This window comes from Pseudomonas frederiksbergensis (assembly GCF_003732275.1).
GTDB classification, from domain to species: Bacteria; Pseudomonadota; Gammaproteobacteria; order Pseudomonadales; family Pseudomonadaceae; genus Aquipseudomonas; species Aquipseudomonas frederiksbergensis_H.
This window is the reverse complement of sequence record NZ_MOBM01000038.1, coordinates 185,337-198,943: the sequence shown is the minus strand read 5'-3', so window position 1 is coordinate 198,943 and position 13,607 is coordinate 185,337. Positions and strand designations below refer to the sequence as shown.

Genomic DNA, 13,607 nt, shown 5'->3' with positions numbered 1-13,607 from the left:
TCCACCCCATGGGCACGCAGCCACTTCTCGGGAGGACCGCTGAGACAACGACTACGTGGCCTGCGACGGTGACAGTGTCGCGAGAATTTTTTCGCGGCAGACCTCCAGAATCTCATCCGCCAGCGGGGAATCATCCGGACAAGCCCGCGACAGCACGACTGCGCCGACCACATGGGCAAGCATGTCGATCATCTGTGCTCGCACTGTGTGCGGATCCACGTCGTCCAGCGAGTCCTCAGGCTCAAGGACTGCCAGCATGCTTTCGATCCCGTCAGCAAACGTTGCCTTGACCTCCTCCGATTGACGCGCAGCGTCCCCGCAGAGGGCCGCCATCGTGCAGCCAACGCTGCGGCCATCACGGTGATCTCGTGACATGTAAAGATTGACGAACTCGGTGGCGTCGAGGCCTGCGCTATTGACCAGGCTCTGCGAAAGCCCGCTCGCCGCTGCTTCAGCCATCAAATCGGCTTTGGAGCGAAAGTGCTTGTAGAACCCGCCATGGGTGAACCCGGCAGCGGCCATCAGTTCCGCCACCCCCACACCGTCATAACCGCGTTCACGAAACAGGGCGGAGGCCGTCTCGACGATGTGCGCCCGATTCGCCTGTGCCTGCGCTTTGGTGACCCTCATACCCACATGCCTCTTTGAATCTGCTGACTGTCAGGCGACCAATATACATTGATGTCAATCATCATCAAAGTTATTGACGATTAAGATTATGATCATCATCATAACGGCTCGCTAACTTTTGGAAGGGCTCAGGCCATGAGCGACGCCCGCCTGAAAGCGCCGATCGTATGGTGATGCGCACTCGCAACAACGATCATCAGTCAACGTGGGAGAAACAAAATATGACCGAAGAAACTTTATTTGAGCCCTACACCCTCGGCTCCCTGACGCTCTCCAATCGGGTGGTCCTGGCGCCGCTGACGCGCAACCGCGCCGGCGCGGGCTTCGTTCCAAGCGAGTTCGCTGCAACGTATTACAGCCAGCGGGCGTCGGCCGGTCTGCAGATTTCCGAGGCCACACAGATTTCGCAGCAGGGGCAGGGCTACCAGGATACGCCCGGCATCTACTCGCAAGCGCAGATCGACGGTTGGCGTGAGGTCACCGATGCCGTCCATGCGAAGAGCGGGAAAATTTTCCTGCAGTTGTGGCACGTCGGGCGAGTTTCGCATGTTGATCTGCAGGAGAACGGCGCCGCTCCGGTGGCGCCCTCGGCCATTCGAGCCGCAACCAAGACGTTCGTCAACAACAGCTTTGTCGACGTTTCCGAGCCTCGGGCGCTGGAGCTCGACGAACTGCCCGGGATCGTCAACGATTTCCGCCAGGCCGCGGCAAACGCCATCGCCGCAGGCTTCGATGGCGTCGAGATCCACGGCGCCAATGGCTATCTGCTGGACCAGTTCGTCAAGGACGGTGCCAACGTACGCACCGATGCCTACGGCGGGTCTATCGAAAATCGCGCGCGGCTGCTGCTGGAGGTGACGGCAGCAGTGGTGGGCGAGATCGGCGCCGAGCGCACCGGTATTCGTATCTCGCCGGTTTCGCCCACCAATGGTGTCTCGAGCAGCGATCCACAGGGGCAGTTCGACTACATCGTCGACCAGCTCGATGCCTTGGGCATCGTCTATCTCCATGTCGTCGAGGGCGCGACCGGCGGGCCGCGCGAGGTCGCACCGTTCGACTTTGAATCCCTGCGTCGGCGATTCAGGAACACCTACATCGCCAACAATGGCTATGACCTGGATCTCGCTACTTCCCGACTCACCGAAGGCAAGGCAGACCTCTTCGCGTTCGGGCGCCCGTTCATTGCTAACCCGGATCTGGTGGAACGTCTGAAGACCGCAGCGCCGTTGGCGGCGTTCGATCCGACCACGCTTTTCGGCGGTGGTGCTGCGGGATACATCGACTATCCGGCCCTCGCTGACGCCAGCGCCCTGTAACACTGGCGCGGTGTCGATTTGTACGTTGCATGCCCTACATGTGTTCACCTGATCAAGAGAGCAAATACATGACTACCCATCCCGCAGTCCTCATTACCGGCGCTTCCTCCGGCATCGGCGCTACCTACGCCGAGCGCTTCGCACGTCGCGGCCACGATCTCGTGCTGGTTGCCCGCGACAAAGTGAGGCTGGAGGCACTTGCGGCTCGCCTGCGCGAGGAAAACAGCGTCGCTGTCGATATCCTCCAGGCCGATCTCACCAGGCCCAGCGACTTGGCCGTCGTCGAGACGCGCCTGCGCGATGATTCGCGAATCGGCATCCTCATTAACAACGCCGGGGCAGCCCAGTCTGGCAGCTTCATCGAGCAGACGACCGACGATGTCGCTCGACTCGTCGCGCTCAACACAACCTCGTTGGTGCGACTCGCCAGCGCAATCGCCCCTCGGCTTGCGCAGGCCGGTGAAGGCGCGATCGTCAATATCGGCTCAGTGGTTGGCTTGGCGCCGGAATTCGGCATGTCGGTCTATGGCGCCACCAAGGCCTTTGTGTTGTTCCTCTCCCAGGGACTGAGTCTGGAACTCACGCCCAAGGGTGTCTATGTCCAGGCCGTACTTCCTGCCGGAACCCGCACCGAGATTTGGGGGCGTGCGGGCATCGACATCAACGCGCTGCCGGAACTGATGGAGGTGGGTGAGCTGGTGGATGCCGCGCTGGCGGGCTTCGATCGGCGTGAGCTTGTGACCATCCCGCCACTGCACGACGCAAGTCACTGGACGGCCCTGGATGCCGCGCGACAAGCGCTCATTTCAGACATTAGACAAGCGCATGTGGCAGAGCGGTATCGCACGCCCTCGTAAGTATTCCGGCGACGCAGAGGTAGGGGCGTCATCACTTTCAATCAACATGAAGCAGACCGGGATCTCCCCATCTCAGGACTCCCGGTCCACACCAGACGCACGGAGTAAACAATGACCCATTCCGACAATTACCTTGGATCGGGTACGTCCTATGTAACTGCCGTAAACCGCTCGATCAATGTCGCAGGGACTGTGTTTGCCTACCGTGATCTGGGGCCTCGCAGCGGAGTGCCGCTGATTCTTCTTAACCATTGGGGCGCGGTATTGGACAACTTCGACCCGCGGATCATCGATGGTCTTGCCAGCAAGCATCGCGTCATCGCCACTGACTACCGGGGCATCGGCGCATCGGGAGGAACAGCGCCCCTGACCATTGATGAAATGGCGCGGGATGCGATAGCCCTGATTCACGGGCTGGGCTTGGAGAAGGTCGATCTAATCGGTTTTTCCCTTGGCGGATTCGTGGCACAGGACATCGTGCTGAAAGCACCCGACTTGGTGTGCAAGCTCATTTTGGCCGGTACCGGGCCGGCGGGCGGCAAAGACATTGACAAGGTAGGGTCGGTGTCGTGGCCATTGATGATCAAGGGCTTACTGACGCTACGGGATCCGAAGTTCTATCTGTTCTTCACAGCCTCGGCCAATGGTCGCCAAGCCGCGAAGGCCTTCTTGAAGCGACTGAAGGAGCGCAAAACGGATCGGGACAAGGGACCCACGCCAAGTGCCTTCTCGCGACAGTTGAAGGCGATCAAAGCGTGGGGGCGGCAGGCACCCCAGGATCTCGGCAGTATCCAGATCCCGGTACTGATCGCCAATGGTGATAACGACATCATGGTGCCGACAGTGAACTCTACTGATATGGCGCGCCGCATCCCGAACTCGCAACTGATCATTTACGAAGATGCCGGACATGGTGCGATTTTCCAGAATCACGCCAATTTCGTGGCGAAGGCGCTAGCTTTTCTCGATCCCGGACATCCTGAAAAAAAGTTACCTGACCCGCACTAGTTTTTCGGATACGCGAGGCGTAGGTGCCTTGAGTTGATTTCGACCAGCATGGTCATTGAGGAGACGATGATGACGTTCAAAGCACTGCTCGCAACAAAGACTGGTGACAGGATTTCGGCCAGCGTAGTTGACGCGCATGAGCAAGATCTTATGCCAGGAGACGTTACCGTAAAAATCGACTATTCGACCGTGAACTACAAGGACGCTCTAGCCCTTAGTGGGTACGCCGACGTCATCAAGCAGTTTCCATTGATTGCCGGCATCGATTTTGCCGGCACCGTCGAAACCTCTGCCTATCCCGGCATCGCCGTGGGGGACCGCGTAGTCGCCAATGGTTGGGGGCTGAGCCAGACCCATCATGGCGGATTTTCTCAGAAGGCACGCGTAAAAGGCGAGTGGCTGGTCAAGCTTCCGGACGTCTTCTCGACCAAGGACGCAATGGCTATCGGCACGGCAGGGTATACGGCGATGCTGTCGGTACTGGCGCTGGAGCATGGCGGTCTCACACCGGCTCGCGGTGACGTCCTCGTCACTGGCGCCAATGGCGGAGTCGGCTCGATCGCGATTGCGATTCTCTCCGATCTCGGCTATCGCGTGGTCGCGTCGACCGGGCGTGTTGAGGAGCAAGATTATCTGACCCGTTTAGGTGCGGCGCAGATCATCGATCGCCGAACGCTGTCTGCCCAAGGAGCACCGATAGCGACTGAAAAATGGGCTGGCGTTGTGGACTCGGTCGGCAGTCATACGCTAGCGAACGTATTGGCGCAGACCCAGTATCGCGGTGTGGTGACGGCCTGTGGTCTGGCTCAGGGTATGGATCTTCCAGGGTCGGTGCTGCCCTTCATCCTGCGCAATATAACCCTCGCTGGCATCGACTCCGTCAATGCCCCGTACGAGTCCCGACTCCAGGCCTGGACGCGCCTGGCGAGCGATCTCAATCTGAGCAAACTCGCGCGCACGACGCAGGTGGTTGGTCTCGCAGAGGTGCCCGCGGTGATCGGCCGAATGTTCGAAGGCAAAGTCCAGGGACGCGTAGTGGTCGACGTCAACGCGTGACCATGAGCTCCATCAAGGAATGCGAAATGACGCAACCAAGTACGATCAGCATTGCGCGACTTTCACCGAAAGTCTGCAAGATCAAGTTCTCGAATCCACCGACTAATTTGATCGTGCCCGAGACCGTCAATCGCCTGCATGAAGTCGTAAAGGAACTGAGTGAGGACGAGAATGTTCAAGTGGTCATTTTCAGCAGCACCGTCTTTGGCTACTTCTTCAACCATTTTGATCTTGATGAAGCCGGAAAATTTCCGATGCTGGCAGGTGTGGAAGGGATGCCGACGTGGATCGATCTCGTCGTGAGGCTTTCCAAAGCTCCGTTCATCAGCATTGCTTCAATCCGTGGGCGGACGAGAGGCGGCGGGAACGAATTGGCGTTGGCGTGCGATCTACGTTACGCCAGCCGGGAGCATGCAGTGTTCGGCCAACCCGAGGTCGGTATCGGAATTCTGCCGAGCGGCGGGTGCAGTGAGCGCCTTCCACGTCTCATCGGACGTGATCGCGGGCTCGAAGCGATATTAAGCAGCGATGACTATGACGCTGATCTGGCAGAACGCTATGGATGGGTGACGCGACCTATCCCTGACGAGGAATTGGACCGATTTGTGGAGGGCATGGTGTCCCGACTTGCGTTATTCGACAAATCAGCACTGGCGGCTGCCAAAGCCCAAGTCAACAGAGTAACACTGCCGCCGGATGCGGATCTCTTGATGGCTCATGGTGAGTACGTTGAGTCGTTGACGTGGGCGGTGGACCAGGCGCGACTACCTCTGCTTCGGATGCATATTGCTGAAAAAGGGATCGAGAAGGTGGAGTCGCGCCTGGGGTATTACATAGGTCTCACAAATCAACCACCTTTTATCTGGCGAAGCTTGTTATTGCGACCTTAGCGACTTTATTAAAGATTCGGGTCGAAGGTGGCGAACGAGAGCATTGACCGGAGGGGCACGGTTAGTCTTTTTCAAAGACTCTCAGGGTCGCCGAAGCTGCGACGCCCAACCGCTGTCGGATCAGAGTCTGGGAGCTACGTCGGCAACCCGGTGCGGCTCAGCACAGTGGTCGCGATGGCCTTCACTTTGCGACAGTGCTTGGTCAGTCTTCCATGGGTAACTGAAACCTGGCTCGATAAGCGCCTGGCGTGAACCCAACGCGCTCACGGAACAGGCGTGAAAACGAGCTGATATCACTGTAGCCGACATAGTGAGCGATTCGCTCGGTACTCAGGTCGCCAGCCTCCAGTAAAGCTCGCGCCGTATCAACGCGTAGGTTCTGCAGATAGGTGAGCGGTGACTGTTCAAGCACCTTATTGAAGCGGCGTATCAATGTACGTTCGCTCACGGCCAACTTCTGCGCCAGGTCTGTCATGCGCACCTGGTCCGCCAAGTGATCCTGAAGCCACTTTTGCGCGCGTTGAATCAAGGGATCATTGTGGGTCTTGTCGGCGATAAGCGGCTGGAAAGGTGTCTGCGTCGTTTGGGTCAAATCGATCAGCATGCTGCGGGCGCATTGTCTGGCGATGGCCTCTCCCGCGAATTTGTTAAGCACGTGAACCGCTTGCAACAAAAATGTGGCATGTGCGCCACCGCATACCAGACGTTCAGATTCAGTCACCACTGGACGCATTTGCAGATCAACCTTCGGGAATCTGCTGCGGAAATGCCCCTCCAGCCACCAAGTGGTCGTCGCCACTTTGTTGTCGAGCAAACCCGTCTCAGCAAGCAGGAAGGTACCCGTGCAATTGGCACAGAGCCATGCACCATTTCGCCATTGGCTAACCAGCCAGTCACGCACAGCTCCCTGTTTTTCCAGGAAACCCTGGAAATGCTGCCAGCCGCGATAATGCAGGCTGGGAATAAAGACCAAATCGTAATGCTGGTTCTTCGGCAGCGCCCGCATGCCGAGTTCGAGGCCATTGCTCGCGCGCACAGGCAGCCCGTTCTGCGATATGAAATGCCATTCAAACAGACCTGACGGTGGCATCCCCTGTTTTGACATGTGCGCGTTGGCAACCTGAAGCATGTCAGCAAAACCTCCCACAACGGAGGCATAGGAGTCGTCAAAACCCAGAATCGCAACGGTGGTCATGGCGGAACCTTTTTTGGCATGGATGGCGATATTCGCATATTTACCGTCGTTTTTGCCTATTACGTCATTCCATCAGTTTCCATACCGTTCACACCACGTTGCTTCCCCAGGCTACAGAAGAGATAACCATGACCCATCTTGCCAATACTTCGGTCAATGCGACTGTTGCGCGTCACCAGGATCGCCTGTATCACGACCTGGATACCCCGCAGGAAATCCTCGCTATCCGCCAGGAGATTCGTCGCTTCGCCGACGAACATGTCGCCCCGGTGGCCTACGCCATTGGCCACACAGAGGAGTCCGTTGCAGCGTTCCCGCGTGACTTGTTCGCCAAAATGGCCAAGGCCGGTTTATTTGGCATTCCCTTTACCGCCGATGCGGGTGGGCGAGGGCTCAAATACCCCACCACGGCCACTGCCGTGATGATCGAGGAGTTGGCTTACCATTCGAACTCGGTGGCCGCCATCGTGGACGTGCATTGCATTCTCGCGGGTAATGCGCTGAACCACGGGGCGGACTCGATCAAGCAACGCTATCTCAGGCCTTTGCTCAGCGGCGACAAGATCGGGAGCTTCGCAACTACCGAGCCGGATGCCAGTACCGACTTGAGCGTTGAAGCCATGGGCACCCACGCTACGCGCACCGAAGATGGCTACATCGTCAACGGCCGCAAGCGTTTCATTTCCAACGCCCCAGTTGCCGACTTTGTTGTACTGCTCTGTGTCGATGGCGCGCGCATGACCGAGTTGGTGGTCGAGTTGAATTGGCCAGGTGTTCGTGTTGGCGAACCCGACAAGAAAATGGGCAACCATGGTCAACTGACGGCGGATATCTATTTCGATAGCGTCAAAGTGCCCATGACGAACGTCGTTGGCCAGCCCGGTGATGGTCTCAAGATAGCGTTGCAAACACTGACGTTCGGGCGCATCGGGATTGCCGCCAGCGGGACCGGCATGGCTCAGGCATTGTTTGATCACAGTATCGCGCGGCTCAAGACGCGCCGGGCTTTTGGCAAAGCCATTGCGCAGTTCCAACACTGGCAGTTCAAGATGGCCGAGCGCGCCACTGAAATCGAGAACGCCCGCAACCTGTATCTCAAGGCGGCGTTGCGCATGGACGAAGGGCTCGCTTTTCCGGAGCCCGAGGCCGCGATGGCCAAATGGTACGGCACCAACCTTGCCGGTGAATTCGCCCGCGACGCGGTACAGATCTTTGGTGGCTACGGCTTTATGCGCGAGCTCGCGGCGGATGGTTCGCACTACCGTGTCGAAGAGATCTATCGCGACTGCAAGATCGCCGAAATCTATGAGGGAACCAATGAGATTCAGAAGCTAGTCATTGCACGTGCCATCTTCGGTAAAGACATCACCGGCTGATTGGATGGCCAACCCAATGGAGAGCTGTCCAATGCACATCCTCATTATCCACGCGCACAACGAGCCGCAATCGTTCAATGCGGCCATGAAAGATCTGGCGGTCGAAGAACTGCGGGGGCAAGGGCACTCTGTCGAAGTGTCTGACCTGTATGCCATGAGCTGGAATCCGATCGCCAGCGCGGCTGACTTTGGCAGCCGCGTAAATTCAGAGTACCTGACGTATGCCTTGGAACAGCGTCACAATTGCTCGCTACGCACACTGGCGCCGGATATCCAGGCGGAGCTGGACAAGTTACTGAAGGCCGATCTGGTGATCTTCAACTTCCCAATCTATTGGTTCTCGATGCCGGCGATCATGAAAGGCTGGATAGACCGAGTATTGGTTTCTGGCGTCTGCTATGGCGGAAAGCGCTTTTACGACCTGGGAGGCCTGGCTGGCAAGAAGGCCATGCTCGCCATTACTGTCGGCGGTCAACCACACATGTTGGTGAGCGGCGGCGTGCACGGTGAACTCAACGATATGCTCCGTCCTATCCTGCGTGGAACGTTGGCCTATACCGGGATGACTGTGCTTCCGACCTTTGTTGCCTATCACGTGCCGTACATTTCCCAGGAAGCACGTGTCACTCAGTTAGCAATGTATCGACAGCACCTGCGTTCGCTGGACACACTGCAAGGGCTTTCATTCGTCTCACTTGATGAGTTCGATGAGAAATTGCACCCGATTTCCGCTCCGAATCCCTAGCAGACACCACGTTTGCCTACATAGTTTTCTCACCATCGGTACTCCATGTAGCCAACAAGCGAGCGGCTCATCGCCGCTCGGCTCGTCCCTTAAGCGAGCTGATCAGCGAGCGCTTGAGCAGCAATCTCATAGGATTTACGCCGCGCTGCTGGGTCGAATATTCGGGCGTCGACCATGAGTTCATCAGCACCTGTGAATTCGATGAATTCCATCATCGTCGAGCGCACGTCCTCCTGCGTACCGATTGCTGTGAAGGCGAGTTCACGGTCAAGACTTGCTCGAAGACTCGGCGCAATGCCCTGCATATAGTCTTCAACAGGCGCCGGCAAGAGGGTGATGTCCCCCGTGTGGACGCCTGCGACCCACTTCCGATGGGAGCTGGCGATGAATTCCGCTTCAGCGCGCGTTTCGGCAGCAAAGACGTTGATCCCGGCCATCACGTAGGGCTTGTCCAGGTAGTGGGATGGCTGGAATTGCGAGCGATAAACTTGCAGAGCTTCCTTGATCAACCTCGGAGCAAAGTGGGAGGCGAAGGCATAGGGCAATCCCAGGTGTGCGGCTAGGCTTGCCCCATAGGTACTGGAACCAAGAATCCAGACAGGAATGTCTTGCCCGGCGCCAGGGACCGCGCGCACAGGCTGGCGACCGTTGTCTTCGAAGTAGTCGAGAATCTCGACGACGTCACGTGGGAATTGGTCAGCGCTGGTTTCAGTGGATCGCCGCAAGGCTCGCATGGTTACGCCATCTGCGCCTGGCGCCCTGCCGAGCCCGAGGTCGATGCGACCAGGATAAAGTGTTTCCAAGGTACCGAACTGTTCAGCCACTGTGAGCGGCGAATGATTCGGCAGCATGATTCCCCCAGAACCGATGCGGATTGAGTTGGTGTTGGCGGCGAGATGGCTCATTAGCAGTGTGGTTGCCGAGGAACCGATGCCTGGCATGTTGTGGTGTTCGGCGAGCCAGTACCGCCGGTATCCGCATGCCTCGGCATGCTGAGCAAGCTTTACTGAGTTCTCATAGGTTTGAGCCAGGGTGCTGCCGACGTTGATGGGGATGAGGTCAAGGATAGACAGTGCAGTCATGGGTTCACGCTCCTAAAAAACATGTTACCCAGTGTTTCAGTTGAACGAATGTTTATAAACGCCATGCAACTCGTTTCAGAGTTGAGTAAAGCGCTACATTGGCTTTAGGATGATGAGTAAACCCTGGCTACTTTACCCAAATGGAAAGTAGCTCTGGGTTTACTCGTGTCGGTGTTGCTCCACAATGCTTTCTATAATTCAGAAAGAAGGTGTGACGACTTAGTCGCCACACCTTTGGCAGGCCTCATGCCTTGTGCAGCGCAGCCATTTTGCTCAGGGCAGCCAGCTGATTAGCAACGAAGTCACGGGTCGCGGCGTCGCTGATCGCGTCTTTTTCCTGGTCGACCTTGCTGGGGATCTGGCCCACCATCACCTCAGGTTTGTTGAGCACGAGTGCATCAAAAAACACTAGGATCTGCCGCAGGTGATACTGCGCGCGGGCCCCGCCGATCAGGCCAGGTGACCCTGTTTGAATCGCAACGGGCTTCCCGGCAAATGGAGTGTCGGGGAGACGCGAGATCCAGTCCAAGGCATTCTTCAGTACGCCAGGCACTGAATAGTTGTATTCGGGAGAAACGATGATGACAGCATCGGCCTGTTTGATGGCCTTGCCCATCTTCACTACTGACTCCGGAAAACCTTCGGCTTGAACATCCGCATCGTAATGCGGGATGTCCCCCACAGATTCCAGAAACTCAATCGAAACGCCTTCAGGCGCCAGGGACGGTAGCGAGCGTGCCAGTGTGGCATTAAACGAGGCTTTCCTCAGGCTACCGAGGAGTACGACAAATCGCAGTGGTTGCATCTTGAAGTCCTTATAAGTGGGGATGAAGAAAGAGTCAGCCGGCTTGTTCTCCGACTGGGTGTGGCATGATTGAGCGGTGGCCGATCAAGAAAGTCAGGGCACCCAACACCGCACACGCGAGCATCACACCCGCCATGGCATGAGATGTTTGGCCGTCATAGAACGCGCCGGCCAGCAGGCTTGCACAGGCCCCGCCAAGCATTTGAGTGGCACGTAGCAGAGCTGCACCCGCCCCGGCAGTTGTAGATAGATCCTCAAGCGCCGAGTGAGTGGCGTTTGGCATGACAATGCCGGTACACAAGTTGCTCATGACAACCAGCGCAGTAAGGATGTAAATCGGGTAAATGGCCAGTTGGGACTCGACCACCAATCCCAGGCTGATCAGCAAGCTGGCGAGCAAGGCCCCGCCAAGCACCCGGTGCTCTGCAAAGCCTGCGTGTATCAACCTCCCATTGACCCAAGAGCCTGCGATTGTGCCCATGGCTGTCAGGGCAAATAGCACAGCAAAGCCAGCGCTGGTCATGCCCAGGTTGTTCATGAACACCAAGGGCGAGGCTGCGATATAGGCGAACATACCTGCGAAGTTGAAAGCCATGATTAAGGTCGAAACCAAGAACCTCCTGCTCTTCAGAACGCTCAGGTAGGAAGTGAGGAGTGAAGCGGCGGCATTGGAGCTTTTGCGCGTAGCGGTTTCATCAAAACTCGTTTGGGCACGGAGCCAGAGAATCACACCACATACCGCCAGCGCGGCATAGATCCACCGCCAGTTACCCACCACCAGAATCGCTGAGCCGAGTAGTGGTGCTATCAGCGGCGCAAGGTTGTTGACCAGTGCCAGATGGCTTTGCAGCTTGCGCGCTTGAACACCCTCAAATTGGTCTCGGACAATGGCGATGGGTAGTGTTGCGGCAGCTCCGGCTGCGCATCCTTGTAGGAAGCGCGCACTGAGCAATAGGTTGATGTCCTGGGCAAAGGTGCAGGCAATGCCTGCGATGGTGAACACCCCTAAGCCGGCAAGAAGGATAGGGCGTCGACCGATCCGGTCGGACAGTGGCCCAAACAACAATGGCCCCAGCACGAATCCGAAGATAAACACGCTCAGGGTTTGAGAGGCGAACGCTAGAGAGACACCAAGCGCGTGACTGATGTCGGCAATGGCCGGCAATCCCATATCGATTGAGAGTGGTGGGAGCGCTGTGACGGCACCCAACAATAAAATGTAAAGCCACAGAGGGCGTGACACGGACATCAATCAGTACTCGTAGGCTTGAAGCCTAGTGGCTAGGGAAATGTGGAAGGACAAATTCGGCGAGCTCTTCCATGACCTCATCTGCCGGTCTTGAGCCATATTTGAGGTTTAACGCCATATGCGAAACGCCGATACGCTCATCCTCTTGCAGGAACTGAATCAGCGCATTTCGGCCCATCCGATAGCCTGAGTGAATCTTCTGGGGCATCTCATTCGGGTTCGCTGCCAGGTCGAAATTCATACCCTGAAGCAGAGGCTTGAATTTGCCAGGGCAATACTCAGCAACAAGCGTTTGCCAGTCCTTGGCTGCAGTGCGAAGCGTTTGGTGATCAAGGATGTAGTAGAGCCATCCGTCAGCGTGTTCCGCGATCCATGGCAGTGATTGTCGGCTCGTGCCTGTCACCAGCTTCGGTATGCGGCTATGCACTGGTTTGGGCAGAAGATCCGTTTGCCCATTCATGCTGATCAGGCCCTTGGCACCCACCTTCGGGAACGTTTCTTCTGTCAGTTGGCGCAACGCGTGGAAGGTGTCTTGAAACCTTTGTCCTCGCGTCTCGAAATCAATATCAAAAGCAGGGTACTCGATAGGGCGATCACCGGATGCTACGCCCAGCAGTAGTCGTCCTCCGGATAACTGATCGACAGATGCAGCGGCTTTCGCCAAGTGAATCGGATGGCGCAACGGCAGCACCGTGCTGGATGTCCCCAGCGCTATGCATTCGGTCTTGGCGGCTAGGTATCCCAAGTAAACGAAAGGGTCGAACACCTGGCCGACGTCGCCAAAATTGGGGTCGAACAGCGGAACATCGCGAGCCCAGAGTGCTGCAAAGCCAAGTTGCTCAGCCCGGCAGGCGAGTTCTGCGTGATTGGCCAGCGTCGGTACTGCGCCCTTGTAGGACTCGATGGCCATGATGAAGCCGAGGGTGAGGCGCCCTTGCTGAAAGGCGCGCTCGAATCCAGTGTGGTGATTCAGGTCGACGCCAAAACTCATTGGGCAGCCACTGCAACGCCGTAGGAGTCTTCGAAGAAGCGGTAGCGCGTGATCAGCTCGTTGATGACTTCAAATTCGATCGCGAACTCGCTGGTGATGGTTTTGCCAGTACGAATTACTTGGCACTGCAGTGAACCCAGCGCGACACCACGTTCATAATCGGCCATTTGCGACTTGATGTTGAATTCTTTGGGTTGCAGGTAGGTTCCAAAGTCGCGATAGAACGCAGCCACTGCAGCGCGGCCTTTGCGCTCGCCAACCCAAGGTGCGATGTCAGAGGCTCCAGGAATGCTCCAGTCCACATCTTGGCTAAAGCACTCCGCAATGGCTTCCGGACTTTGTCCGGACGAGATTTTTGCAAAAAGGGTGCGGATGACTTCGATTGTTTTTTCAGTGCTCACAGTGTC

General features: G+C 57.1%; 14 protein-coding genes. 7 read left to right on the top strand and 7 right to left on the bottom strand.

Annotated elements, in window-relative coordinates; all coding sequences use genetic code 11:
* Nucleotides 1-51 precede the first annotated feature (51 nt).
* Nucleotides 52-630, bottom strand: coding sequence for a TetR/AcrR family transcriptional regulator (locus BK662_RS20205; RefSeq protein WP_123359527.1), 579 nt, complete (start codon nucleotides 628-630; stop codon nucleotides 52-54).
* A 221-nt stretch (nucleotides 631-851) separates the two neighbouring features.
* Here BK662_RS20205 and BK662_RS20200 point away from each other — a divergent pair, with 221 nt between their 5' ends.
* From BK662_RS20200 to BK662_RS20180, 5 genes are all read left to right on the top strand, one after another.
* On the top strand, nucleotides 852-1,946 hold the full coding sequence (locus BK662_RS20200) for an alkene reductase (protein ID WP_123359929.1): 1,095 nt from the start codon (nucleotides 852-854) through the stop codon (nucleotides 1,944-1,946).
* Nucleotides 1,947-2,014: 68 nt separating this feature from the next.
* Nucleotides 2,015-2,803: an SDR family NAD(P)-dependent oxidoreductase gene (locus BK662_RS20195; protein WP_123359526.1), complete on the top strand. Its 789-nt coding sequence runs from the start codon at nucleotides 2,015-2,017 to the stop codon at nucleotides 2,801-2,803.
* Nucleotides 2,804-2,914: 111 nt separating this feature from the next.
* Nucleotides 2,915-3,811 (top strand): alpha/beta fold hydrolase, encoded by an 897-nt coding sequence (locus BK662_RS20190; protein WP_123359525.1) that lies wholly within the window; start codon nucleotides 2,915-2,917, stop codon nucleotides 3,809-3,811.
* A gap of 69 nt (nucleotides 3,812-3,880) precedes the next feature.
* On the top strand, nucleotides 3,881-4,867 hold the full coding sequence (gene acuI / locus BK662_RS20185) for an acrylyl-CoA reductase (NADPH) (protein ID WP_123359928.1): 987 nt from the start codon (nucleotides 3,881-3,883) through the stop codon (nucleotides 4,865-4,867).
* 26 nt (nucleotides 4,868-4,893) lie between these two features.
* Entirely contained in the window at nucleotides 4,894-5,757 is an 864-nt protein-coding gene (locus BK662_RS20180; protein ID WP_123359524.1) for an enoyl-CoA hydratase/isomerase family protein, read from the top strand.
* Between the two features lie 202 nt (nucleotides 5,758-5,959).
* On the opposite strand, the gene BK662_RS20175 is transcribed toward BK662_RS20180, so the two are convergent.
* Nucleotides 5,960-6,952 (bottom strand): GlxA family transcriptional regulator, encoded by a 993-nt coding sequence (locus tag BK662_RS20175; protein ID WP_123359523.1) that lies wholly within the window; start codon nucleotides 6,950-6,952, stop codon nucleotides 5,960-5,962.
* Between the two features lie 128 nt (nucleotides 6,953-7,080).
* Here BK662_RS20175 and BK662_RS20170 point away from each other — a divergent pair, with 128 nt between their 5' ends.
* Nucleotides 7,081-8,328 carry an acyl-CoA dehydrogenase family protein gene (locus BK662_RS20170; protein ID WP_123359522.1) on the top strand — a complete coding sequence of 416 codons (1,248 nt, stop codon included), beginning with the start codon at nucleotides 7,081-7,083 and terminating at the stop codon, nucleotides 8,326-8,328.
* Nucleotides 8,329-8,359: 31 nt separating this feature from the next.
* Nucleotides 8,360-9,073, top strand: a complete 714-nt coding sequence (locus BK662_RS20165) for an NAD(P)H-dependent oxidoreductase (RefSeq protein WP_123359521.1) — start codon at nucleotides 8,360-8,362, stop codon at nucleotides 9,071-9,073.
* 89 nt (nucleotides 9,074-9,162) lie between these two features.
* Here BK662_RS20165 and BK662_RS20160 read toward each other — a convergent pair whose 3' ends face one another.
* The 5 genes from BK662_RS20160 to BK662_RS20140 form a co-directional block, all read right to left on the bottom strand.
* A complete protein-coding gene (locus BK662_RS20160) occupies nucleotides 9,163-10,155 on the bottom strand; it encodes an LLM class flavin-dependent oxidoreductase (protein ID WP_063321084.1) in 993 nt (330 codons plus the stop codon).
* Between the two features lie 244 nt (nucleotides 10,156-10,399).
* A complete protein-coding gene (locus BK662_RS20155) occupies nucleotides 10,400-10,960 on the bottom strand; it encodes an NADPH-dependent FMN reductase (protein ID WP_123359520.1) in 561 nt (186 codons plus the stop codon).
* Between the two features lie 34 nt (nucleotides 10,961-10,994).
* Nucleotides 10,995-12,209 (bottom strand): multidrug effflux MFS transporter, encoded by a 1,215-nt coding sequence (locus tag BK662_RS20150; protein ID WP_123359519.1) that lies wholly within the window; start codon nucleotides 12,207-12,209, stop codon nucleotides 10,995-10,997.
* Between the two features lie 25 nt (nucleotides 12,210-12,234).
* Nucleotides 12,235-13,200, bottom strand: coding sequence for an LLM class oxidoreductase (locus BK662_RS20145; RefSeq protein WP_123359518.1), 966 nt, complete (start codon nucleotides 13,198-13,200; stop codon nucleotides 12,235-12,237).
* Nucleotides 13,197-13,601, bottom strand: coding sequence for a nuclear transport factor 2 family protein (locus tag BK662_RS20140; RefSeq protein ID WP_185047170.1), 405 nt, complete (start codon nucleotides 13,599-13,601; stop codon nucleotides 13,197-13,199). Before BK662_RS20140 ends, BK662_RS20145 begins: the two co-directional genes overlap by 4 nt.
* Nucleotides 13,602-13,607 lie beyond the last annotated feature (6 nt).